The 22,430-nt window shown below is 70.1% G+C and carries 15 protein-coding genes, 1 tRNA gene and 1 pseudogene; 6 read left to right on the plus strand and 11 right to left on the minus strand.

The genetic code is table 11. From position 1 onward, the window contains the following. Nucleotides 1–47: 47 nt before the first annotated feature. The 3 genes from mfd to QE428_RS14130 all read right to left on the minus strand — a co-directional run bounded on the left by mfd (nt 48) and on the right by QE428_RS14130 (nt 4,970). Nucleotides 48–3,635 carry a transcription-repair coupling factor gene (gene mfd / locus QE428_RS14120; RefSeq protein WP_307470410.1) on the minus strand — a complete coding sequence of 1,196 codons (3,588 nt, stop codon included), beginning with the start codon at nt 3,633–3,635 and terminating at the stop codon, nt 48–50. 54 nt (nt 3,636–3,689) lie between these two features. Continuing rightward, nucleotides 3,690–4,274: an aminoacyl-tRNA hydrolase gene (gene pth, locus QE428_RS14125; protein ID WP_307470412.1), complete on the minus strand. Its 585-nt coding sequence runs from the start codon at nt 4,272–4,274 to the stop codon at nt 3,690–3,692. Between the two features lie 66 nt (nt 4,275–4,340). Next, nucleotides 4,341–4,970: a 50S ribosomal protein L25/general stress protein Ctc gene (locus QE428_RS14130; protein WP_307470414.1), complete on the minus strand. Its 630-nt coding sequence runs from the start codon at nt 4,968–4,970 to the stop codon at nt 4,341–4,343. A gap of 487 nt (nt 4,971–5,457) precedes the next feature. Between QE428_RS14130 and gndA the strand changes: the two genes are divergently transcribed. The 4 genes from gndA to QE428_RS14150 are packed head-to-tail and all read left to right on the plus strand — an operon-like array spanning nt 5,458 to nt 9,786. Continuing rightward, a complete protein-coding gene (gndA, locus tag QE428_RS14135; RefSeq protein WP_307470416.1) occupies nt 5,458–7,047 on the plus strand; it encodes an NADP-dependent phosphogluconate dehydrogenase in 1,590 nt (529 codons plus the stop codon). A gap of 56 nt (nt 7,048–7,103) precedes the next feature. Continuing rightward, complete coding sequence (locus tag QE428_RS14140; RefSeq protein WP_373457723.1) at nt 7,104–7,526, plus strand: VanZ family protein; 423 nt, start codon at nt 7,104–7,106, stop codon at nt 7,524–7,526. A gap of 50 nt (nt 7,527–7,576) precedes the next feature. Next, nucleotides 7,577–8,302 carry a response regulator transcription factor gene (locus QE428_RS14145; RefSeq protein ID WP_133399886.1) on the plus strand — a complete coding sequence of 242 codons (726 nt, stop codon included), beginning with the start codon at nt 7,577–7,579 and terminating at the stop codon, nt 8,300–8,302. Then, a complete protein-coding gene (locus tag QE428_RS14150) occupies nt 8,299–9,786 on the plus strand; it encodes a cell wall metabolism sensor histidine kinase WalK (protein WP_307470420.1) in 1,488 nt (495 codons plus the stop codon). Before QE428_RS14145 ends, QE428_RS14150 begins: the two co-directional genes overlap by 4 nt. A gap of 16 nt (nt 9,787–9,802) precedes the next feature. On the opposite strand, the gene QE428_RS14155 is transcribed toward QE428_RS14150, so the two are convergent. The 7 genes and pseudogenes from QE428_RS14155 to QE428_RS14185 all read right to left on the minus strand — a co-directional run bounded on the left by QE428_RS14155 (nt 9,803) and on the right by QE428_RS14185 (nt 19,102). Beyond that, nucleotides 9,803–11,377: an FAD-dependent oxidoreductase gene (locus QE428_RS14155; RefSeq protein ID WP_307470422.1), complete on the minus strand. Its 1,575-nt coding sequence runs from the start codon at nt 11,375–11,377 to the stop codon at nt 9,803–9,805. Next, nucleotides 11,353–12,219, minus strand: a complete 867-nt coding sequence (locus tag QE428_RS14160) for an FAD:protein FMN transferase (protein ID WP_307470424.1) — start codon at nt 12,217–12,219, stop codon at nt 11,353–11,355. Before QE428_RS14160 ends, QE428_RS14155 begins: the two co-directional genes overlap by 25 nt. After that, complete coding sequence (locus QE428_RS14165) at nt 12,216–12,692, minus strand: FMN-binding protein (protein WP_307470426.1); 477 nt, start codon at nt 12,690–12,692, stop codon at nt 12,216–12,218. Before QE428_RS14165 ends, QE428_RS14160 begins: the two co-directional genes overlap by 4 nt. Before the next feature lie 177 nt (nt 12,693–12,869). After that, nucleotides 12,870–13,907 carry a ribose-phosphate diphosphokinase gene (locus QE428_RS14170; protein ID WP_091354730.1) on the minus strand — a complete coding sequence of 346 codons (1,038 nt, stop codon included), beginning with the start codon at nt 13,905–13,907 and terminating at the stop codon, nt 12,870–12,872. Further along, a pseudogene (gene glmU / locus QE428_RS14175) lies at nt 13,879–15,352 on the minus strand (bifunctional UDP-N-acetylglucosamine diphosphorylase/glucosamine-1-phosphate N-acetyltransferase GlmU). The gene QE428_RS14170 and the pseudogene glmU overlap by 29 nt, the downstream one beginning before the upstream one ends. A 1-nt stretch (nt 15,353) precedes the next feature. Continuing rightward, a tRNA-Gln gene (locus QE428_RS14180) sits at nt 15,354–15,425 on the minus strand. A gap of 68 nt (nt 15,426–15,493) precedes the next feature. Further along, nucleotides 15,494–19,102, minus strand: coding sequence for a glycosyl hydrolase 53 family protein (locus QE428_RS14185; RefSeq protein ID WP_307470428.1), 3,609 nt, complete (start codon nt 19,100–19,102; stop codon nt 15,494–15,496). A gap of 86 nt (nt 19,103–19,188) precedes the next feature. Between QE428_RS14185 and QE428_RS14190 the strand changes: the two genes are divergently transcribed. Together QE428_RS14190 and QE428_RS14195 are read left to right on the plus strand one after the other, a co-directional pair. After that, the gene (locus QE428_RS14190; RefSeq protein ID WP_091354740.1) at nt 19,189–19,686 is read left to right on the plus strand and encodes a MarR family winged helix-turn-helix transcriptional regulator; all 498 of its coding nucleotides are present in this window, start codon (nt 19,189–19,191) and stop codon (nt 19,684–19,686) included. 13 nt (nt 19,687–19,699) lie between these two features. Next, entirely contained in the window at nt 19,700–20,614 is a 915-nt protein-coding gene (locus QE428_RS14195; protein ID WP_307470782.1) for a pseudouridine synthase, read from the plus strand. On the opposite strand, the gene QE428_RS14200 is transcribed toward QE428_RS14195, so the two are convergent. Continuing rightward, entirely contained in the window at nt 20,615–22,423 is a 1,809-nt protein-coding gene (locus QE428_RS14200; protein ID WP_307470429.1) for an ABC-F family ATP-binding cassette domain-containing protein, read from the minus strand. It abuts the gene before it with no gap. Nucleotides 22,424–22,430 lie beyond the last annotated feature (7 nt).

Consider the following 22,430-nt stretch of genomic DNA (forward strand, 5'->3'; position numbering starts at 1 on the left):
CGACACGACGTCGGGCGGGGCGTTCCTCGTTCGGGCCGTTCTGTGAGTCAGGCCGTGGCGTCGCCCGTCGGCAGCGGGAAGATCTGATCGAGCAGCGTGCTCGTCCACGCGATGAGGTCCGTGTCCGCGAGCGCCTCTCCCCCGGCGGTCGGCAGCGGCACGACCATGGCCTCGCCGCCCGAGACGACCTTCGATTTCGGGTGCAGCCGCTGCAGACGCACGCGGATCGAGTCCGCGAGGTGCGCGGGGGCGATCCGGAGGTTCGGTCCCATCGCGACGACGTCGGAGAGCCCCGACTGTGCGGCGCGGCGACGCAGTCGCGCGATCGCGATCAGGCCGTCGACTTCCGCGGGCGGCGTGCCGTATCGGTCACGGAGCTCTTCGAGGACGAGGTCGATCGCATCGGGCGCCGCCGTGACGGATGCCGCCGCGGACAGCTTCTGGTAGGCCTCCAGACGCAACCGCTCGCTGTCGATGTACGACTCGGGGATGCGGGCCTGGACGGGCAGCTCGAGGCGCAGCTCGGTGGGGCCTTCGGTGTCCTCGCCGCGGAAGGTCGCGACCGCCTCTCCGATCATGCGGAGGTAGAGGTCGAAACCGACGCCGGCGATGTGGCCGGCCTGCTCGGCCCCGAGCAGGTTTCCGGCACCGCGGATCTCGAGGTCCTTGAGCGCCACCTGCATGCCCGACCCCAGGTCGTTGTTGACCGCGATCGTCTCGAGACGGTCGGCGGCGGTCTCGCTCAGCGGCTTGTTCTCGTCGTACAGGAAGTACGCGTACGCACGCTCGCGGGCACGACCGACGCGGCCGCGCAGCTGGTGCAGCTGCGAGAGGCCGTACTTGTCGGCGCGGTCGATGATCATCGTGTTCGCGTTCGCGATGTCGAGGCCGGTCTCGATGATGGTGGTCGAGACGAGGACGTCTGCCCGGCGCTCCCAGAAGTCGTCGACGACCTGCTCGAGGGCGTGCTCGCCCATCTGGCCGTGGGCGACCGCGATGCGAGCCTCGGGGACGAGTTCGGCGAGCTGCGCGGCGACCCGCTGGATCGACGAGACGCGGTTGTGCACGAAGAACACCTGTCCTTCGCGCAGCAACTCGCGGCGGATGGCCGCGGCGATCTGCTTGTCGCTGCGCGGCCCCACGTAGGTGAGGATCGGATGCCGCTCCTCCGGCGGCGTGGCGAGGGTCGACATCTCGCGGATACCGGTGACCGCCATCTCGAGTGTGCGCGGAATGGGGGTCGCGCTCATGGCGAGGATGTCGACGTTCGTCTTGAGCTTCTTCAGGGCGTCCTTGTGCTCGACGCCGAACCGCTGCTCCTCGTCGATGATCATGAGGCCGAGGTCCTTGAAAACGACCTTTTCGGTGAGGATGCGGTGCGTCCCGATGACCATGTCGATCGTGCCGTCGGCGAGCCCGGCGAGAGTGTCCTTCGCCTCCTTCGCCGTCTGGAACCGCGACAGCGGGCGCACCTTGACGGGGAAGCCGGCGAACCGCTCGGAGAACGTCTCGAGGTGCTGCTTGGCGAGGAGCGTCGTCGGGACGAGCATCGCGACCTGCTTGCCCTCCTGGATCGCCTTGAAGGCGGCCCGGACGGCGACCTCGGTCTTGCCGAAGCCGACGTCGCCCGAGAGCAGGCGGTCCATCGGGATCGGCTTCTCCATGTCGGCCTTGATCTCGTCGATCGTCTGCAGCTGGTCGGGCGTCTCGGCGAAAGGGAAGGCCTCTTCGAGCTCGCGCTGCCAGGGCGTGTCGGGACCGAAGGCGTAGCCCTTCGACGACATGCGCGCCGAGTAGAGCTTGACGAGCTCCACCGCGATGTCGCGGACGGCCTTGCGCGCCTTGCCCTTGGCCGCAGCCCAGTCCGACCCGCCCATCTTCGACAACTGCGGCGCCTCGCCGCCGACGTATCGCGACAGCAGGTCGAGCTGGTCGGTGGGCACGTACAGCTTGTCGCCGGGGTGGCCGCGCTTGGAGGGCGCGTACTCAAGGACGAGGTACTCGCGCTTGCTCTTCACGGCGTTCCGTCCGCCCGACGACACCTCGCGCTGAACGAGTTCGACGAACTTCCCGATGCCGTGGGTGGAGTGGACGACGTGGTCACCCGGCGTCAGCTGCAGCGGGTCGACGACGTTGCGCCGGCGCGAGGCGAGCTTCTTCACGACGCGGTTGTCGCCGCCGATGGTGCGCCCGTAGAAGTCGCTCTCGGTGAACACGGCGAGTTTCGCATCGGCGAAGAGGAACCCCGCCTCGAGCGTCGCGACGGTCGACACGGCGATGCCCGCGTCGGGGACCTCGGTGATCGCGTCGGCGGTCCGCGCCGCGAGCCCGCGTTCGGACAGCACATCACGCGAACGGTCGACGAGTCCCGCACCGGAGGCGGCGACGACGACGCGCCATCCGGCGCCGAGCAGGTTGCCGATGTGCTCGCTCGCGCCCTCGACGTTGCCCTGGAAGGACGGCACGGCGGTCGCGGGGATCCGGACCGCGGCATCCGCCCGTTCGACGAGACCCTCCTCGGCGGCGTCCGCCGCACCGGAGTCGAAGGTGCTGAGGCTCCACCACACGCCGCCGCGAGCGGATGCCGCGTCGCGCAGTTCGGGCAGGGTCAGGAAGTCCCCGGCACCGAGGTCGACGGGACTGTCGGCGCCCGCCGTCGCCGCGCTCCACGCGGCTTCGAGGAACTCGCGGTTCGTCTCGGAGAGGGTCATCGCGCGGGTGACCGCGCGTTCGGGGTCGACGACCGCGACGGCCGCGCCCTCCGGCAGGTAGTCCACGAGCGGCAGCACCGCGTCGGCGACAGCCGGGAGAAGCGACTCCATGCCCTCGACCGGGATGCCCTCGCTCATCTTCTCGAGCATGGTGCCGAGCCCCGGCATCCGGTCGCGAAGGCCCGCGGCGCGTTCGCGGACGGCGTCGGTGAGGAGGAGTTCGCGGCTCGGGAGCAGGGTCACGTCGCGCACGTCACCGGGCAGCGAGCGCTGGTCGGCGACCGAGAACGCACGGATCTGATCGATCTCGTCACCGAAGAAGTCGACGCGGTACGGGTGGTCGGCGACCGGCGGGAAGACGTCGAGGATGCCGCCGCGCACGGCGAACTCGCCGCGGCGCGAGACCATGTCGACCCGGTGGTAGGCGAGGTCGACGAGGCGGTGGACGATGTCGTCGAGCTCCTGCCCGCGCGAGCCGAGCTCGAGCCGGACGACACCGGCATCCGTCAGTCCCGCCGCGATCGGCTGCAGCGCACCGCGGACGGATGCCGTCACCACCAGGGGCGTGCGACCATCCCAGTCCGCGGCTTCGCGGAGGACGCTCAGACGGCGCCCGACGGTCTCGGCGCTGGGACTGAGGCGCTCGTGCGGGAGCGTCTCCCATGCGGGCAGGTGCCGGACGGCGGCGTCGGGGAGGAGGCACTGCACCGCGGCGCCGATGCTCTCGGCGCGGCGCCCGGTGGGTGCCACGAGGAGCAGCACGGGAGGCTGTCCCGACGCGGCGCGCCGCTCGAGGAGAGCAGCGAGGAGCGGGGCGTCGAGGCCCGTCACCGCCGAGAAGTCCACGTCCGAGGCGGCGCCGTCGAGGGCCTCCCGGAAGCTGTCAGCCTGTTCGAGGGCGCGCACGATCCCGGGAATTGTCACCGGGGAAGTCTACGCGGCGCATCGGACATCGGATCCGCCGCGGACGCTGCCCGCTCAGGCGCGCGGCGCGTGGTGGCGCTGCTGGGCCGCGAGGAGCCCCTCGCCGACGAGCAGCTCCACGGCATCCGCCGCGTCCCCGATCATGATCGGCAGCGTCTGACGCTCGGCCGAACCGAACGGATCGAGGACCCAGTCGGCCGGGTCCTGGCGTCCCGGCGGACGGCCGATCCCGACGCGCACGCGGGGGAAGTCCGGCGTGCCGAGCGCTTTGACAACGTCGCGGACGCCGTTGTGGCCGCCGTGCCCGCCGCCGACCTTGAGCTTGAGCGAGTCGAACGGGATGTCGAGCTCGTCGTGGACGACGACGACGCGCTCCGGCGGCACGGAGTAGAACGCCGCGAGCGCCGAGACCGGGCCGCCCGAGACGTTCATGAACGAGTTCGGCTTCGCGAGCACGAGCTTCGCGCCGCCCGGCCGCAGCCACGACTCCGCCACGCGCGCCCCCGCCTTGTGGGAGCGCAGCGACTCGGACCGGCGCCGCGCGAGCTCGTCGATCACCATCTGCCCGACGTTGTGACGGGTCGCCTCGTAGCGCGGCCCCGGGTTACCGAGTCCCACGATCAGCCAGGTGTCGGCCATGAGCGGTCCTTTCGACGACGAAGCCCGTCGCAGCGGATGCGGCGACGGGCTTCGGACGTGGGTGTCTTACTCGGCGGATTCCTCGGCGGGAGCCTCGTCGGAGGATGCCTCGGCGCCCTCCTCGGACTCCTCCGCCTCGTCCTCGACGGGGGCCGGCGGGAGCGCGACACCGACGACGAGGGTCTCGGGGTCGGTCACCAGCACCGCGCCGCGGGGCAGCGTGAGCTCGCCGGCGGTGATGTGCGTGCCGTCCTCGAGGCCCTCGACCGAGACCTCGATGTTCTGCGGGATGTGGGTGGCCTCGACCTCGAGCGTGACCGAGGTGTACTCGAGGCTCGCGATGGTGCCGGGGAACGGCTCGCCGGTGACGGAGACGGGGACGTCGACCTGGATCTTCTCGCCCTTCTTCACGACGAGGAGGTCGATGTGCTCGATGATCTGGTGCACGGGGTCCTTCTGGACGTCCTTGACGAGCGTGAGCTGCTGCTTGCCGTCGATCTCGAGCTCGAGCAGCGCGTTGGCGCGGCGGATGAGCAGCGAGACCTGGTGGCCGGGCAGGGCGACGTGCACGGGGTCCGTGCCGTGGCCGTAGATGACGGCGGGGATCTTGCCGGCGGCGCGCAGACGGCGGGCGAATCCCTTGCCGAACTGCTCGCGCAGCTCGGCGACGACCTTGGTGTCGGTCTCAGTCGACATGAGTGTTCTCCTTGCGGGCCTTCGCGGCCCAGTCAATCGGGGCCGGTACGGCCTCGTCTGTCATCGGGGCCGATACGGCCTCGACGTGGTCTGTGGTTCGACTCGAACGCATGCGCGTGAGGAAAGCCGCGAAGCCTGCTCACCGCGTCGATCACGGATGCGGTGCATCCCTCGCCGAAGTTCGCTCCGAGTCTATCAGCGCGATGGATACGATGGAACGTCAGTCCCGCCACGCCCGAAAGACGGAGGAACCCATGGACTACGGATGGATGTCGCACGCACTGCTCTGGTTCGTCGGAGCGCTGAGCGCCGCAACCGCCGTCTGCGTCGTCGGCGCATTCTTCTCGATGGGCCGCGGCTACAAGGACTGATAGCGCAACACGGAATCGCCCCTTCGGTCCAGCCGATACAGTGACCGATGGGGCTCAGCCGGTTCCCGGCATCCCCCTCCCTCCCGCTCGAACCCCACGCAGACCTGGAGCTACGCATGTCGTCGTCCCCCTCTTCCACCGGACATTCCAACGACCAGGACCAGGCTCCGAACGAAGCCACGCAGCAGCACGAGGGGGCGCCGCAGCCCGAAGAGGTCGACCGCCCCACCCACCCGGAGGCGGCGTCCACCGGCACCGAGTCCGGGTCCGCCAACATCGGCGTCGTGGGCCTCGCGGTCATGGGTTCGAACCTCGCCCGCAACCTCGCCTCCCGTGAGGGCAACACGGTCGCCGTCTTCAACCGGTCGCGGTCGAAGACCGACGAGCTGATCGAGGCCCACCCCGAGGCCGAGTTCGTCCCCGCGTTCACGTACGGGGAGTTTGCCGCGTCGCTGCAGAAGCCGCGCACCGCGATCATCATGGTCAAGGCCGGCAAGCCGACCGATGCCGTCATCGACGAGCTCATGCGCGTGTTCGAGCCCGGCGACATCATCATCGACGGCGGCAACAGCCTGTTCACCGACACGATCCGCCGCGAGAAGGCGGTCTCCGAAGCCGGGTACAACTTCGTCGGCATGGGCGTCTCGGGCGGCGAGGAGGGCGCGCTCAACGGCCCGTCCCTCATGCCCGGCGGCCCCGATGAGGCCTGGGTCACGCTCGGTCCCATCCTGAAGTCGATCGCTGCGGTCGCCGAGGGCGAGCCCTGCGTCACCCACATCGGCCACGACGGTGCCGGTCACTTCGTGAAGATGGTGCACAACGGCATCGAGTACGCCGACATGCAGCTGATCGCCGAGGCGTACGACCTCATCCGCCGCGGCACCGGCAAGTCCCCCGCCGAGATCGCCGACGTCTTCGCCGAATGGAACCGCGGCGAACTCGAGTCCTACCTGATCGAGATCACCGCCGAAGTCCTCCGCCAGACGGATGCCACCACCGGCAAGCCCCTCGTCGACGTCATCGTCGACCAGGCGGGCGCCAAGGGCACCGGTGCATGGACGGTGCAGACCGCGCTCGACCTCGGCGTCCCCGTCTCCGGCATCGCCGAAGCCACCTTCGCCCGGTCGCTCTCGAGCCACCGCGAGCAGCGCGACGTCGCGGGCGAGCTCCCCGGACCGTCCTCCGAGGACTTCACCGTCCCCGACGCGGACGCGTTCATCGAGCAGGTCCGCCTCGCCCTCTACGCCTCGAAGATCGTCGCCTACAGCCAGGGCTTCGACGAGATCCGCGCCGGCGCCGCGCAGTACGGCTGGAACATCGACCTCGGAGCCGTCAGCAAGATCTGGCGCGGCGGCTGCATCATCCGTGCGCAGTTCCTGAACCGCATCGCCGACGCGTACGACGAGCAGGCCGACCTGCCCGTCCTGCTGACGGCGCCCTACTTCGTCGAGGCCCTCGGCCGGACGCAGGATGCCTGGCGTGAGATCGTCCGCGTGTCGGCGGCCGCCGGCATCCCGGCTCCCGCCTTCAGCTCGTCGCTGGCGTACTACGACGGCCTTCGCGCCGACCGCCTGCCGGCCGCCCTCATCCAGGGGCAGCGCGACTTCTTCGGCGCACACACGTACAAGCGGATCGACAAGGACGGCACCTTCCACACGGTGTGGTCCGGCGACCGCAGTGAGATCGAGGCCGAGGACACCCACTGAGTCGCACCGACACGGCGCTCCGCGTCCACCGCGTCGCCGCGCGCATCGTCCTCGCCATCCTCACCGCGCTCTACGCGTGGATGGTGGCGTGGATGACGTTGCGCGCGGCGCCGTACGGATCGGACATCGGCTCGGCCCTCGACCGGCTGCTGGTCTGGTTCGCCGAACGGCCCTCCACCGCGTGGATCACCTTCGACCGGGTGGAGTTCGGCGCGAACGTGGCGATGTTCGTCCCCCTCGGGGTCATCGCGGTCCTGTGGTTCGGCGTGCGGGGATGGTGGGCGGCCCCGATCCTCGGCGCCCTCGGGAGCGCCACGATCGAGGTGCTCCAGGCGGTCTTCATCGACACCCGCGTCTCGGACGTGCGGGACGTCGTCGCCAATACCCTCGGCTCGGTGATCGGTATGTGCCTCATGCTCCTCCTGGCATTCCTGCTCTCGCCGCCGAACCCGCGGCATCCGGTGCGATCCGAAGCGTGACCGAAGGCGTCGCATAGCGTGCGCATAGGAATGTCATGAGAATGAGAGACATGACGATGCCTGCCCCCCTTCTCCAGCGCCCCGACGGCTCCCCCCTGCGCGTCCTCGTCGTCGACGACGAGCAGATGCTGACCGATCTGCTCTCGATGGCGCTCCGCATGGAGGGATGGGAGGTCCGCACCGCGGCGTCCGGCTTCGACGCGCTGAACGTGGCGCGCGAGTTCGCCCCCGACGCCATGGTGCTCGACATCATGATGCCCGACCTCGACGGCATGGCTGTCCTGCAACGTCTGCGCCAGGCCGGGGACGACGTCCCCGTCCTGTTCCTCACCGCGAAGGACTCGGTCAGCGACCGGGTCGCCGGCCTGACCGCCGGCGGAGACGACTACGTCACGAAGCCGTTCAGCCTGGAGGAGGTCGTGGCACGCCTGCGCGGGCTGATGCGCCGGGCCGGGGCATCCACCGACACCGCCGACCCGATCCTCCGCGTCGGCGACCTCACGCTCAACGAGGACTCCCACGAGGTGTTCCGCGGCGACGACGAGATCGAACTGACCGCCACCGAGTTCGAACTGCTCCGCTACCTCATGCGCAATCAGCGTCGCGTGCTGTCGAAGGCGCAGATCCTCGATCGCGTCTGGAACTACGACTTCGGCGGACGCTCGAGCGTCGTCGAGCTCTACATCTCCTACCTCCGCAAGAAGATCGACGCGGGCAAGGAGCCCCTCATCCACACCGTGCGCGGCGTCGGGTACATGATCAAAGCGAGCCAGTGAGCACGAAACCCCGACGGCGGCGGCACCGCTGGAGTCTGCAGGCGCGGCTCATCACCGCCGTCGTCTCGTTCGTGTCGGTGATCCTCATCACCGTCGGGCTCGGCACGGGGACGGTGCTCGAGTCGATCCTGCGGGAGAACCTCGACGCGAAAGTCACCCGAGCGCAGGACTCGATCTACGTCGATCTCAACAACCGCGCCGAAGACATCCTCAGCCGCAGCCGTCAGGAGCGGGGCACGATCCTCGTCGTCAGCAACATCAGCGGCATCACCGCGGCCTACGTCGATGACGAGGGAAACGTGCGCTCGCTCGATGTCAGCCGCATCATGCTCGTCCCGTCGGACCAGGACGGCTGGGCCGACGCGACCGTCACCGGCCTCGGCCACTATCGCGTCCACGAAGAACCGGGGCCGTACACGACCATCACGGGTCTGCCCACCTCGGAGGTGACGAGCGTCAGCGCTCGCATCGTCACCACGGTCGCGCTGCTGACGACGGGCGGTCTCCTCGTCCTCGCAGCGATCATCGCCCTCCTGATCCGTCGCGCTCTCGCACCGTTGCGATCGGTCGCCGCGACGGCATCCCGTGTCGCGTCGCTCCCCCTCTCCGAGGGAGCCGTCACGATCACCGAGCGCGTGCCCGACGAGGACACCGACGCACACACGGAAGTCGGACAGGTCGGTCACGCCCTCAACACTCTCCTCGATCACGTGGAGAGCTCGCTGGCAGCCCGCCAGCGCAACGAGGATCGGATGCGGGCCTTCGTCGCCGATGCGAGCCACGAGCTGCGCACGCCCCTCGCCTCGATCCGCGGATACTCCGAGCTCTCCCTCCGCGGCATCCGTCAGGCGGAGGCCTCCGGCCCTCACGCCGCCGGGGTGATCGCCGACACGACGAAGGAGTCCCTGGAGCGCATCCAGGCGCAGTCGCTGCGGATGACGGCGCTCGTCGAGGATCTGCTGCTCCTGGCTCGCCTGGACGAGGGCACGGAACTGGTCTACAGCGCCGTCGACCTCACCCGGCTCGCCGTCGAAGCGGTCTCGGACGCCCGTGTCGCGGGCACCGATCACGATTGGGTGCTCGAGGTCGACGACGACCCGGTGATCGTCGCCGGTGACGCGGGGCGCCTGCACCAGGTCGCCGCCAACCTCCTCGCGAACGCCCGACTGCACACCCCCGCCGGCACCCGGGTCACGACGACCGTCGAGACCCAGGACGGTGAGGCGATCCTGCGGGTCCACGACGACGGCCCCGGAATCGACCCCTCCGTCGTGAACGAACTGTTCGAGCGGTTCAGCCGGGCGGACTCCTCGCGTGCCCGTCAGACCGGCGGTACCGGACTCGGGCTCTCGATCGCCAGAGCGATCATCACCGGACACGGCGGCCGGATCGTCGTGGACTCCGAGCCCGGCTCGACCACGTTCGAGGTGCGGCTGCCCGCCCGCCCCGACTCCCCCGCCGACGCCACCACCGGAGTGAATTGATCGAGGTCCCGGCAGCTCAGTAGCCGCTGAAGGCGTCCGTGGTGATGGACCTCGCGCGGTTCAGCGCGGGCGTCAACGTGGCGATGAGCGCCGGCGGACCGGACACGAAGGCGTGTCGCCGGTCGATGTCGGGAACGTGGCGCACGAGGCTTTCGGCATCGAGCCGGTTCCCGCCGCCCCACGTCCAGCCGTCGGGCAGGTTCGTCGGTTCGTCACGGGTCACGACGATGACCGGGATGCCGGCGGCTTCGAGGTCGTCGCGGAAGGCGAGCTCCTCGCTCCCCGATGCCACGTAGACGAACACGACGTCGCGCTGTTCCTGGCTCATCCGCAGGTGCCGCAGGTGCGAAACGAACGGCGTGACCCCGATGCCGGCGGCCACCATGAGGACGGGCGTCTCGGTCTTGCGCGGCAGCACGAAGTCGCCCCAGATGCCGGTGATGGCCAGCTCGTCCCCCGGTTCGACGGTCGCGATCGCCTTCTTGTAGCTCGACTGAGACCCCTCCCGCATCGCGATCCGCACGACCGGCAGTTCCGCCGGCGAGGAGAGGATGCTGAACTCGCGCCGCGTGCCGCGCGAGTCGGGTCGCGCATGAGGCACCTCGAGCTCGAGGTACTGGCCCGGAGTGAACTTCACCGGCCGCTCCGCGCGGAAGCTGTACTCGCGCACACTCGGCGTCACCGCGGTGCGCTCGACGATCGTGAGGCGGACGGCGGTCCGGAGTGCGAAGACGAACGCGACGAGGTTGCCGATGAGCAGGGCGCGCTCCTGGCCGAGGGTGATGTCGCCGACCGCGAGTGGCCAGCCCGCCAGGATGCCGACCACGGCCGCAACGGTGAACTGCTGCCACCGTCGCGGCGGGAGCGTCAGCGGCTCCGAGAGCATGAACGCGCCGAGGAACAGGAACGGCGACGACAGGACGAGGCTCGAGAACGTCATCGCGGGATCGAGGGCGAGGCCCGCTTCCTGCGCCTGCACGATCGTGCGGACGAGGCCGACAGCGATCGCGACGACGAGGAACAGACCCACCACGCGCACCTTCTCGGTGCGCACGAGAACGGCGAGCCCCAGCAGGACCACGGGAACGGTCATCGCGGGAGAGCCGATCCACCAGGCGGAGAATCCGAGATCCGGCGCCCAGATGCTGATGATCGTGAGGGCACTCGCACCCACCGCTGCGGGATTGAAGATGTGGCGCCCCTGCCAGGCGAGGATGTACTTCGACGCCGACGCGATCGCCCCGGCCAGGGCGAGCCCCAGGAGCGCGATCGGTTCGATTCCCGGACGGAGGACGAACACCAGGATGAGGGCCGTGATGAGCGCCGATTCGATGCGCCACGGCCTGCGGACGATCCGCTGGGCGACGGCATCCACCACCATGATCGATGCGGCGAGGACCGCGAACGAGACCACGAGGTCGAGCGGGGCGACCGATACCGCACCGGTGAAGGAGAGCACGAGCGCGATGACGGCGAGAGCCGACAACGCCAGCAGGACCAGGCGGTACATGGACAGCCGACCGAGCGCGCCGATGAGGCGCGTCCATCCGGCACTGAGGGACGAGATCACGAGAACAACTCCGCTTCGCATCGGGGGGACCATTCGACGGAGCCGTCGGTGCCCATTCGCACCCATTCGGCTCCCCATTCGGCGGCCAACCGGGGGCCGCCGTCGAAGAACAACGCGGTCGCGACGGCATCGGCCGTCATCGCGTCGGAGGCTGCGGCCCAGGTGGCCGCGTATCGGCGCACCGGCTGACCGGTGCGGGCGTCGAGCACGTGGTGGAGACCGTCGCCCCACGCCCGCCGGTTGACCGCCGAGGCGCAGAGGGCGGCATCCGTCACCGACCAGACCCCGATCGCACGCGACGCGTCGTACGGATGCTCGAGAGCGATCCGCTGCGTCGCCGCGCGAACGGCGATGTCGCCGCCGGCATCCACGACCGCGGGGCCCGCCGGGACGAGCTCCAGCACGATGTCCGCGAGACGGCCCTTGCCGAGCGCTCCGACGTCGATCGAGGCAGGCTCCGCGAGGGAGAGCGTCTCGGGAGACCACACGAGAAGGTCCCGCCAGTTTCTGGGGGCCGACACGACACCACGATCGACGAGCGAGTAATCGGCGTCGTAGCCGCGCCGCGCCAGCGCATCTCCGACGAGGGGGTTCACGGCCCCGGCAGTGGCGGTGTCGAGAGCATCGTAGGCGTCGAGCATGGCGACGGCGTCGGCTGGAGCCGTCACCTCCCCGCCCTCCGTCCCCAGCCGACTGACGAGCGACTCGGCGCGGAAGCGCGACCACTCCAGGTCGAACGCGACGATGGCGTCCGTGATCTGATCACGGACGCCATCGTCGAGGGGTGATGCGGCGTCGATACGCCATACCGTTCCGATCGCCTCGAACGTCCACGAGTGGACGAGGGGGGCGGTCGAGGTCATGACGCGGCTTCGGTCCGGATCTCCTTGACCGCGGCGTTGAACCCACCGCTGGTGAGGGAGGAGCCGCCGACCTTGTCGACCGACAGATCGTCGAGCTTCTTGCCGACGACCTCGTCCTGGATGCCGCCGATGAAGTCGCCCTGGTACTGCCGCGTCTCACGAGCCTTCGGCTCGCCGGTCACCTCGACGTCGGTCACGGTGCCGTCCGCGAGGGTCAGGGTGACCGAGATCTCCTCGACCGATTCCGGGGTCTGGTACGTGCCGTCGGCGGTGTACGTGCCGTCCTTGTAGGTGCCGGTGGACGCACCGCTCCCCGCGTCGGCGGAGGCGGACGGGTTCTGCGACGACGTGCCGGCGTCGGTGGATTCGGACGTGGTCTGGCCGGCGCAGCCGGCGAGCAGGGCGAGCCCTGCAACGGATGCGGCGGCGGCACCGACGCGGATCGGCCGGGGTACGGCGGTGGTGCGGATCATGAGAGGTCCTCCTCGTGTCGTTCCCGCCCGGTCTGGGGTACGGGGCGTTGACCTCAAGAAAAGCCAGTCCTCACATGCCGATGCTTGCAGAAGCCTATGCATCGGCTGAGGACGACGGCCGTCCGTGAACGCGACGTTAACGGACAGCCGAATTCCTGTCCAGGAGGAGGGCTGAGATCAGGCCGCGCCGTCGAACATGCTCGTGACGGACCCGTCCTCGAAGACCTCGCGGATGGCGCGCGCGAGCAACGGTGCGATCGGCAGGATCGTGAGGCTCTCGAAACGCTTCTCGGGGGGCAGCGGAACCGTGTCCGTGACGACGACCTCGTCGATCGACGCGTCCTGGAGACGCTCGGTAGCGGGGTCGCTGAAGATCGCGTGCGTCGCCGCGACGATCACGCGCTCGGCGCCGTTCGCTTTGAGTGCCTGGGCCGCCTTGACGATGGTGCCGCCGGTGTCGATCATGTCGTCGACGAGGAGGCAGACGCGGCCGTCTACCTGACCGACGATCTCGTTAACGGTGACCTGGTTCGCGACGTTGGGGTCGCGGCGCTTGTGGATGATGGCGAGCGGTGCGCCGAGGCTGTCGGACCACGTGTCGGCGACCCGCACGCGGCCGGTGTCGGGCGAGACGACCGTGAGCTTGGCGCGGTCCTCGGGAGACAGCGTGTTCTCGAAGTACTCGAGGAGGACGGGCTTGGCGAACAGGTGGTCGACGGGACCGTCGAAAAAGCCCTGGATCTGGGCCGCGTGAAGGTCGACGCTCATGACCCGGTCAGCGCCGGCGGTCTTGAAGAGGTCTGCCACAAGGCGTGCACTGATCGGCTCGCGGCCGCGGCCCTTCTTGTCCTGACGCGAGTAGGGGAAGTAGGGCGCGACGACGGTGATCCGCTTCGCGGAGGCGCGCTTGGCGGCATCCAGCATGATGAGCGTCTCCATGAGCCACTCGTTGACCGGCGGGCCGAAGCTCTGGATGAGGAAGAAGTCGCAGCCGCGGATCGAGACCTCGAAACGGGTCAGGATCTCGCCCGAGGCGAAGGTGCGGTGCTCGGTGGGCACCAGCTGGGTGCCGAGGGCTGCGGCGACGTCGGTCGACAGCTCCTCGTGCGAGCGGCCCGACGCGACGACGAGGCGCTTCTTGGTCTTGGCCACCAGGCCCGGCGCGATTCCGCGCTCGGTGTCGAGGTCAACCGTGTGCTGCTTCTTGCGACCCATCGCCAGCTTCCTGTGCGGACCGGGCGCGAGCGGCGGCTTCTGCCGCTCCCGTTCCCGGTCGATTGTTCTCGACCCACCCGGCGATGTTCCGCTGGGGGGCGATGCTGAGGGCGAGGGCGCCGGCCGGGACATCCTTGCGGATCACGGCTCCTGCACCCGTCTTCGCGCCCTCACCGATCCTAACGGGCGCGACGAACACGTTGTGCGAGCCGGCGTGGACTTCGTCTGCGATCTCGGTGCGGTGCTTGGTGAGATCGTCGTAGTTCGCGGTGATCGCCCCGGCACCGAGGTTCACGCCCCGTCCGATCGTCGTGTCACCGATGTAGGACAGGTGCGGGACCTTGCTGCCCTCGCCGATCACGGAGTTCTTGATCTCGACGAAGGTGCCGACCTTGCCGCGCTCGCCCAGTTCGGCTCCCGCGCGCAGATACGCGAACGGACCGACGGTCGCACCGGCACCGATGACGGCGAGGGTCGCGTCCGTGCGCGTCACGGTCGCACCGGCACCGACCTCGCAGTCGACCAGGCTCGTGTCGGGCCCGATGGTCGCGCCCTCGGCGACGCTCGTGGCGCGCAGGATGTGCGTGTTCGGCAGCACCGTCACGTCGGGGGCGAGCGTCGCCGTGACGTCGATCCACGTCGTCGCCGGATCGATGATCGTGACCCCTTCGAGCTGCCAACGGCGGACGGTGCGGGCGTTGAGCAGTCGGCCCACCTCGGACAGCTGGACGCGGTCGTTGACACCGTACGTGACGGTGACGTCGGTGGCGACGGATGCCGCGACCCCGACCCTCCGCGCGGCGCAGCAGCGCGACGACGTCGGTGAGGTATTTCTCGCTCTGCGCGTTGTCGGTGCCGAGCTGCGGCAGGTGCGTGCGGAGGGCCGATGCCGCGAAGACGTACATCCCGGCGTTCACCTCGGTGACGGCGGCCTCGTCGGGCGAGGCATCCTTCTGCTCCACGATGCGGGCGACGCTGCCGTCGCTCTCGCGGATGATGCGGCCGTACCCGGTCGGATCGTCGACGACGGCGGTCATGAGCGTCGCGTCGGCCCGGGTTGCACGGTGCTCGGCGACGAAGGCATCGAGCGTGCCGAAGTCGGCCAGCGGGCAATCGCCGCTGAGGACCAGGACGTCCCCGTCGAAGCCGGTCAGCGCACCGAGCGCGACCTCGACGGCACGCCCCGTGCCGGGGATCTCATCCTGATCGACCACGACGACCTTGGGCGCGACGCCCAGCACGGCGTCGGCGACCTGGTCGCGCTCGTGGCGCACGACGACCACGACGTGCGCGGGCCCGAGGTCGAGTGCGGTGTCGAGGACGTGACCGAGAAGAGGTCGTCCGCCGATGCGGTGCAGGACCTTGGGGAGAGAGGACTTCATCCGCGTGCCCTGTCCAGCGGCGAGGATGACGACGGCCAGGCGCGAATCGAGGTTCTCGGTCATGCTCCGCCGCCAGGACTCGAACCTAGACCTCACAGCTCCAAAGGCTGTCGTGCTGCCATTACACCACGGCGGACCGCAGCCGTCCGGGGTCCGGCGGCCGCCTGACAAGTCTGCCATGCGACCGCCGTCCCTCCGGGCGCGTCAGCGACGCACCGTCACCGTGAGCGGCTTGCTCATCGTCGTGCCGGCGGCGTTCCGGAACTCCACAGTGAACACGTGCGATCCGCGGCTGAGACCGGATGCCGCGTAGCTCGCCCGCTGCGCCTTGGGTGTACGCGCCACCAGGTCACCCTCCGCCACGACGCGGCCGTCCTCGAACACCCGGTAGGACGTGGCGTTCGTGCCCCACCACAGGTCCGCGGTCACGGTGAAGGTGCCATCGCCGTCGTAGTCGTCGTGGCTGAGGACAGGGATGCCGGGGGCCGCGGCATCCACGACGACCGTCATCTCGGCGGTGCGCGTCTCGCCGCGCGTGTTCGCCAGCACGGCGGTGTAGCGGTACGTACCGTCGGCTCGTCCCGCGATCGGCACCCGGGCGGTCTGCGCCCGCGTACCCCGGTACGCGAGGGGCACGGTGCTCAGGAGAGTGCCGTTCTCGTAGAAGCGCACCGACGAGGCGTTCTCACCCCACCAGAGGTTCATGGTGACCGTGAAGTCGCCGTCCTTCAGTCCGGTGTCGTACCCGTTGTCGTTCGACAGGGTCGCCTCCGCCGGCCGCGCCGTGGCGGTGTCGGCGTCCGCCCGGACGAGTCCGGCGCGGATGTCGGACAGCAGGGCCCGGGCGCGGTCGACGTCGGCCGCGGTGGGCCAGGTGGCAGCGACGACGATGCGGGCCTTCTCAAGCCCCGCCGGGACCCGCTTCGCCGACCACGCCGTGTACGGCGCGGTGTCGAGCTCTGCGAGCTCGGCGATCTGCGCGGCGAGCTCGTCGGTCGAGACCCGGTCGCCGGTGCGGACGACGCGGATCTGATCGACGGTGCCCCACGCTTCGGCGGGCAGATCGGCGGCGACACCGACGGTGAGGATCCCGTCCGACCCGACCGTGATGGCGGGGGTCGTGCCGGTTTTGAACTGCTGCCAGCCCTCCAGCGGGATGGGAGCATCGGCGGTGCGAGCTCCGCTGGTCGCGGTGACCGTGAGGGCACCGCTCCCCTCTCCGTCTCCCTGCGCGGTCGCCGAGACGGCGTACGTGCCGGGCGTGACGCCCTCGATGCGCTGCGTCACGGCGAATCGGTACGCGGACCCGGACCAGAACGACACGGCACGAGCGCCGGCCGCGGCATCCGTCGTCGCTCCGATGGCGGCGCCGGTGCCGGTCACGGTCCACGGCGATGCGCCCGATGATTCGAAGCCCCCGTCGCGCACCCAGGCGGCCGCCGTGACGGTGACGGCGGCCGTCATGTCCGTGTCGGCGGCACGACCGCGAACGGTGTACTCGCCGGGCCCGGTGATCCACGAGACCGCGTCCGACCAGGTAGCGGGCGTGGTGCGGACCGCCCCGTCCCAGGCGCGGACGTTCACGGAGGCGGGCAGGGTCACCGGTTCGCCTTCGCGGACGGTCACGGCGACCGGCAGCACGACGGGTGCGGGCGCCTCGCCGACGAGCACGAGACCCTCGAAGGCGGCCGCCAACGCAGTCTCGGCGGCGGTGACGCGGTCGGCGCTCGGGGCCGACGACGACAGGACGAGACGCGCGATGCGCACGGCCTCGTCGAGCGTCTCGATCGATCCCGTGGTGGCGGCCGCACGGTCGACGTCGTCCGCGCGCGTGACGAGCGCCCGGAGGTCGGCGGTGTCGACCGCGTCGGCGGCCCGGGTGAGCACGAGGTCGTCGAGGGTGCCCCACGCGCCGGCGGGAAGGGATGCCGTGACCTCGATGGTCGCGGTGCCGCCCTCGACGACGGTGACGGCGTCCGTCGCGGGCGTCGACCAGGCACGCCAACCGTCGAGCCCGAAGTCGGCCGAGGCCGCAGCGTCCCCCGACGAGACGGTCAGCCGGACGGTCCCGTCGTTGCCCTCCCCGTCACCCTGGAGTGCTCCCGATGCGGAGTACCGGCCCGCGGGGAGCCCCGTCACGGTCTGACGGAGCGTGTAGGTGTAGGCCGACCCGGAGTAGAAGTGCGCCGACCGCGTACCCGTGCGGGGATCATCGGTCGACCGCAGCGTCAGTCCCGCACCGGTGGCGCGCCACATCGACACGTCCGCATCCTCGAATCCGGGGTTCCGCAGTGCGTTCACCGGACGGACGACGACGGTCACCGTCGTCGCATGCCCCGATGCGGTCGTGCCGCCCAGCGTGTACGTGCCCGGTCCGCCGATCCACTCGGCATCCCGCGACCACTCGACCGTCTCGTCGTCGACGGAACCGTCGTTGAAGGTGACGGCGACCGTCGACGGGAGGACGATCTCGTCCCCGTCGGTGAGGGTGACCGTGGGGTCCTCGACGTCGACGACCTGGCGCGGGGCGACAGCGCCGGTGCGGGCGTAGGAGAACACGTTCAACGATTCGAGCGGGACACCGTCGGCGGCGAAGAGCGCCTGGTTGTCCCAGGCCGATCCGCCGTACCAGTGCCCGGCGTCCTCGGGCTCGTACCCGCCCGCGAAGCTCGACGCCCAGCCTGATCCGTCACGCTCCCACAGCACCTTGTTCTGCTCGAGCCGCTCGGGCGGGCCGACCGGGAGCCAGGCCGGCTCCCAGTAGAAGACGCCGATACCGGCGTCGCCCACGTCGACGACCGCCTGGATGACGTCCCGCACCGCGGTGGCCTGTCCCTGCACCGAGACGGGGTACTGCGTCGCCTCGGGGGGGAGGTCGATGACGTTGCCGTGACCGTCGGCGTCGTCGAGGGTGTGCGCCCACGACGTCTCGGCGACCATGACCTTCTTGTCGTACGTGTCGGCCACCTGCCGGAGGACGGAGGTCAGGTTGGCGGTGCTCCCGTGCCAGAAGGGGTAGTAGGACGACGCGAAGACGTCGTAGTCGACGCCGTAGGACTTCAGGTTGGCCGCGTAACCGGCATAGCGACCCGCGGTCTCGGGGTTGGTGAAGTGCACCGCGACGAGCGCGTCAGGGAACACGTCGCGGACGGCGGCCGAACCGGCGGAGAAGATCTTCGACATCCCGGGCCACCCGGTGACCCCTGCGACGGCGTTGTTCGTCTCGTTTCCGACCTGCACCATGTGCACGTCGACACCCGCGTCGGCGAACTCTTCGAGGGCGTCGGCGGTGTACTCCCGGGTCCGACCGGCCTTCTCGTCGACGCTGAGATCCCGCCACGCCTTCGGCGCCTGCTGTTTCGCCGGGTCCGCCCAGAAGTCCGAGTAGTGGAAGTCGACGAGGACGCGCAGCCCCGCCTCGGTGGCGCGTTGACCGATCTCGACGGCGCGGTCGACGTCGACGTCACCGCCGCCGTAACCGTTGCCGTCGGCGTCGAACGGGTCGTTCCAGACGCGGACGCGGACATCGGTGACGTCGTGGTCTGCGAGGACGTCGAACAGGTCGGCGGGCTCACCGTCGTCGTCGCGGAAGACGACGCCGGAGGCCTCGAGGGAGAGCACGGACGAGACGTCCACGCCGTTGATGAAGTCGGCCGGCAGGCCGTCGACCTTGCGGACGGCGATGCCCGCGTCGACGGGTCCCTCCGCGGCCGAAGCGGCGGGCGCGACGATCGCGCCGGCACCCAGCAAGCCGAGGACGAGGGCGGTGGTGGTGGAGACGGCGGTCGTCCGCCGGGCGCGCGATGCAGGCATCGAGGGGATCCTCTTCGATCTCGGCGGTCACGTCATCGCCCGCCTGTTACCGGTCACAGTAGCAGGCGCTCTGCGATGATGAGGGGATGGTCCCCGAACATGACGAGGTCGACCGGATCGTGAGCGCGTGGGTCGCGCAGCGGCCGGATCTCGACTTCTCCCCCCTCGAGGTCCTCTCGCGCGTGGACCGCCTGTCCCGCCACCTCGACCGCGCCCGCCGCGAGGCGTTCCACCGCAGCGACCTGGAGCCGTGGGAGTGGGACGTGCTCTCCGCGCTCCGCCGCGCCGGCGAGCCCTACACGCTGAGCCCGAAGCAGCTCCTGCAGCAGACCCTCGTCTCGAGCGGCACGATGACCAACCGCATCGACCGTCTCGTCGAGCGCGGCCTCGTCGTCCGCGCCGCAGATCCCGGTGACGGCCGCGGTGTGCTCGTGACCCTGACCGAAGAGGGCCGGAACCGAGTGGATGCCGCGATCACGAGACTCGTCGACGCCGAGGCGGAGCTGCTCGGTCAGCTCTCGCGCGCCGACCGCGAGCGCCTCGCCGGGCTGCTGCGCAAACTCAGCCTCGGCTTCGACGCCTGAGCGCGACATGGCGATGCGCGCTCCGCTCCCCGTCCGCGACGGGGTGGGTCCCACCCGGCTGCGGGTACCGCGGACGGGTCCGTGGGAGACGATCGCCGACTACGTGACCGGCCGGTTCTCGCACATCGACTCCGAGATCCTCCTCGGTCGCTTCGACCGCGGTGAGGTCGTCGCGTTCGACGGCACGAAGCTCACGCGGGAGACGCCGCTGGGGGCCGAGGACTTCGTCTGGTACTACCGCGAGCCGCCCGACGAGCCCGACATCCCGTACGACGTCGCGGTGCGCCACCTCGACGACGATCTGCTGGTCGTGGACAAGCCGCACTTCCTGCCGACGACACCGGGCGGCGGGTTCCTGATGAACTCCGCCCTCGTGCGCCTGCGCCGGCGGTTCGACAACCCGGATCTGACGCCCATCCACCGACTCGACCGGGCGACGGCCGGTCTCGTGATGTTCTCCGTCCGCCCGGCGACCCGCGGCGCGTACCAGACCCTGTTCGCCGACCGCGCCGTCGAGAAGGTCTACGAAGCGGTCACAGCGATTCCGGCGGACGGGATGCCGGAGCTTCCCCGCGTCGTCCGGTCGCACCTCACGAGCACCCGCGGAAGCCTCCGGGCCATCGTGCAAGACGACCGCGAACCGAACGCCGAGACTCTCGTCGAGGCGATCCGCATCGGCGAGACCACCGCCCACCTCCGCCTGCATCCGCGGACGGGCCGCATGCACCAGCTGCGTTCCCACCTCGCCGGGATCGGCCTCGGCATCCTGGGCGACCGGTTCTACCCCGACCTGCTCGACGAAGCGCCGGACGACCCCGAGCACCCGCTGCAGCTGCTGGCCCGCGAACTGCGCTTCGTAGATCCCCTGAGCGGCCGAACGCGCGAGTTCACGACCGGCCTCACGCTGCGCGAAGCGGGTCGCGTCTGATCAGCCCAGCTGCTCGCTGAGTTCGAACCACCGCTCCTCGGCTTCGGCGACCTCGGTTTCCAACGCGGTGATCTGCTGCATCTTCTCGCCGAGCCCGACGTAGTCGCCCTGGTCGTGATCGGCGAGTGCCGTCCGCGCCTTCGTGATCTGGTCGGAGAGCTTGGCGATCCTGCGCTCGAGGCTCGTGACCTCCTTTTCGGCCGTGCGGCGGTCGGCGCCCGACAGAGAGGATGCCGTCGGTGCCGCGGCATCCGCCTTCTGACCACCGGGAGCCGCCGCACCCGTCGCCTGCGGCTGGCTGGCCCGCAGGCGCAGGTACTCCTCGATGCCGCCGGGGAGGTGCCGGAGGCCGCCGCCCATGACGGCGTACTGCTGGTCGGTGACACGCTCCATGAAGTAGCGGTCGTGCGACACGACGATGAGCGTGCCGGCCCACGAGTCGAGAAGGTCCTCGATGGCGGCGAGCATGTCGGTGTCGAGATCGTTCGTGGGCTCGTCGAGAATGAGGACGTTCGGCTGGTCGAGGAGGATGAGCAGCAACTGCAGGCGACGCTTCTGGCCGCCGGAGAGATCCTTTACGGGGGTCGAGAGCTGCGCCGAAGCGAAGCCCATCCGCTCGAGGAGCTGCCCGGGCGTGAGTTCCTGAGCCTTCGAACCGGCACCGAACGTGTAGGTCGTCCGCAGCCGCGAGACGACGACGCGCACGGGCTCGTGCAGGTGCGGGTCGAGCTCGTCCATCCGCTGCGTGAGGGTTGCGACCTTCACGGTCTTGCCGTGCTTGACCCGCCCGCTCGTGGGCTGGACGGCGCCGGAGACGAGGCCGAGGAGCGTCGACTTGCCTGCGCCGTTGACGCCGAGGATGCCGGTACGCTCCCCCGGCGCGATGCGCCACTCGACGCCCCGCAGGATCTCGCGGCCGTCATAGGCGACACCCGCGTCGAGCAGGTCGACGACGTCCTTGCCGAGCCGAGCGACCGCGAGGGACTGCAGCGAGACTCGGTCGCGGATCTCGGGGACGTCGGCGATGAGCTCGTTCGCGGCGTCGATGCGGAACTTCGGCTTGCTCGTGCGTGCCGGTGCGCCGCGGCGAAGCCAGGCGAGCTCCTTGCGGGCGAGATTCTGCCGCCGCGCCTCGATGGACGCCGCCTGGCGATCGCGCTCGACGCGCTGCAGGATGTACGCCGCGTAGCCGCCGTCGAACGGCTCGACGATGCGGTCGTGCACCTCCCAGGTCTTCGTGCAGACCTCGTCGAGGAACCATCTGTCGTGCGTCACCACCATGAGCGCCCCGGAGGAGGCCGACCAGCGCCGCTTCAGATGCTCGGCGAGCCAGGCGATGCCCTCGACGTCGAGGTGGTTCGTGGGCTCGTCGAGGGCGAGCACGTCCCAGTCCCCCGTCAGCAGCTGTGCGAGGGCGACACGGCGACGCTGACCACCGGAGAGCGTGCCGATGGCGGCATCCCAGTCGAGGTCGGACAGCAGGCCCGCGATGACGTCGCGAACGCGTGCGTCCCGCGCCCACTCGTGCTCGGGGCCATCGCCGACGACGGCGCGTCCCACGGTGAGGTCGTCGGGGAGGACGTCGCTCTGCTCGAGCACCCCGATCGTCACGCCGCCGCGAACGGTCACCCGGCCGGAGTCGGGTTCGCGACGACCGGCGAGCATCGCCATGAGGCTCGACTTGCCGTCGCCGTTGCGGCCGACGATGCCGATGCGGTCGCCTTCGTCGACGCCGAGCGAGACGCCGTCGAAGACGACTTTGGTCGGGTATTCCAGGTGCAGGGCCTCGGCCCCGAGAAGATGTGCCATCGCCTCC

The sequence above is a fragment of the Microbacterium sp. SORGH_AS_0505 genome (assembly GCF_030818715.1).
Taxonomy (GTDB): domain Bacteria; phylum Actinomycetota; class Actinomycetes; order Actinomycetales; family Microbacteriaceae; genus Microbacterium.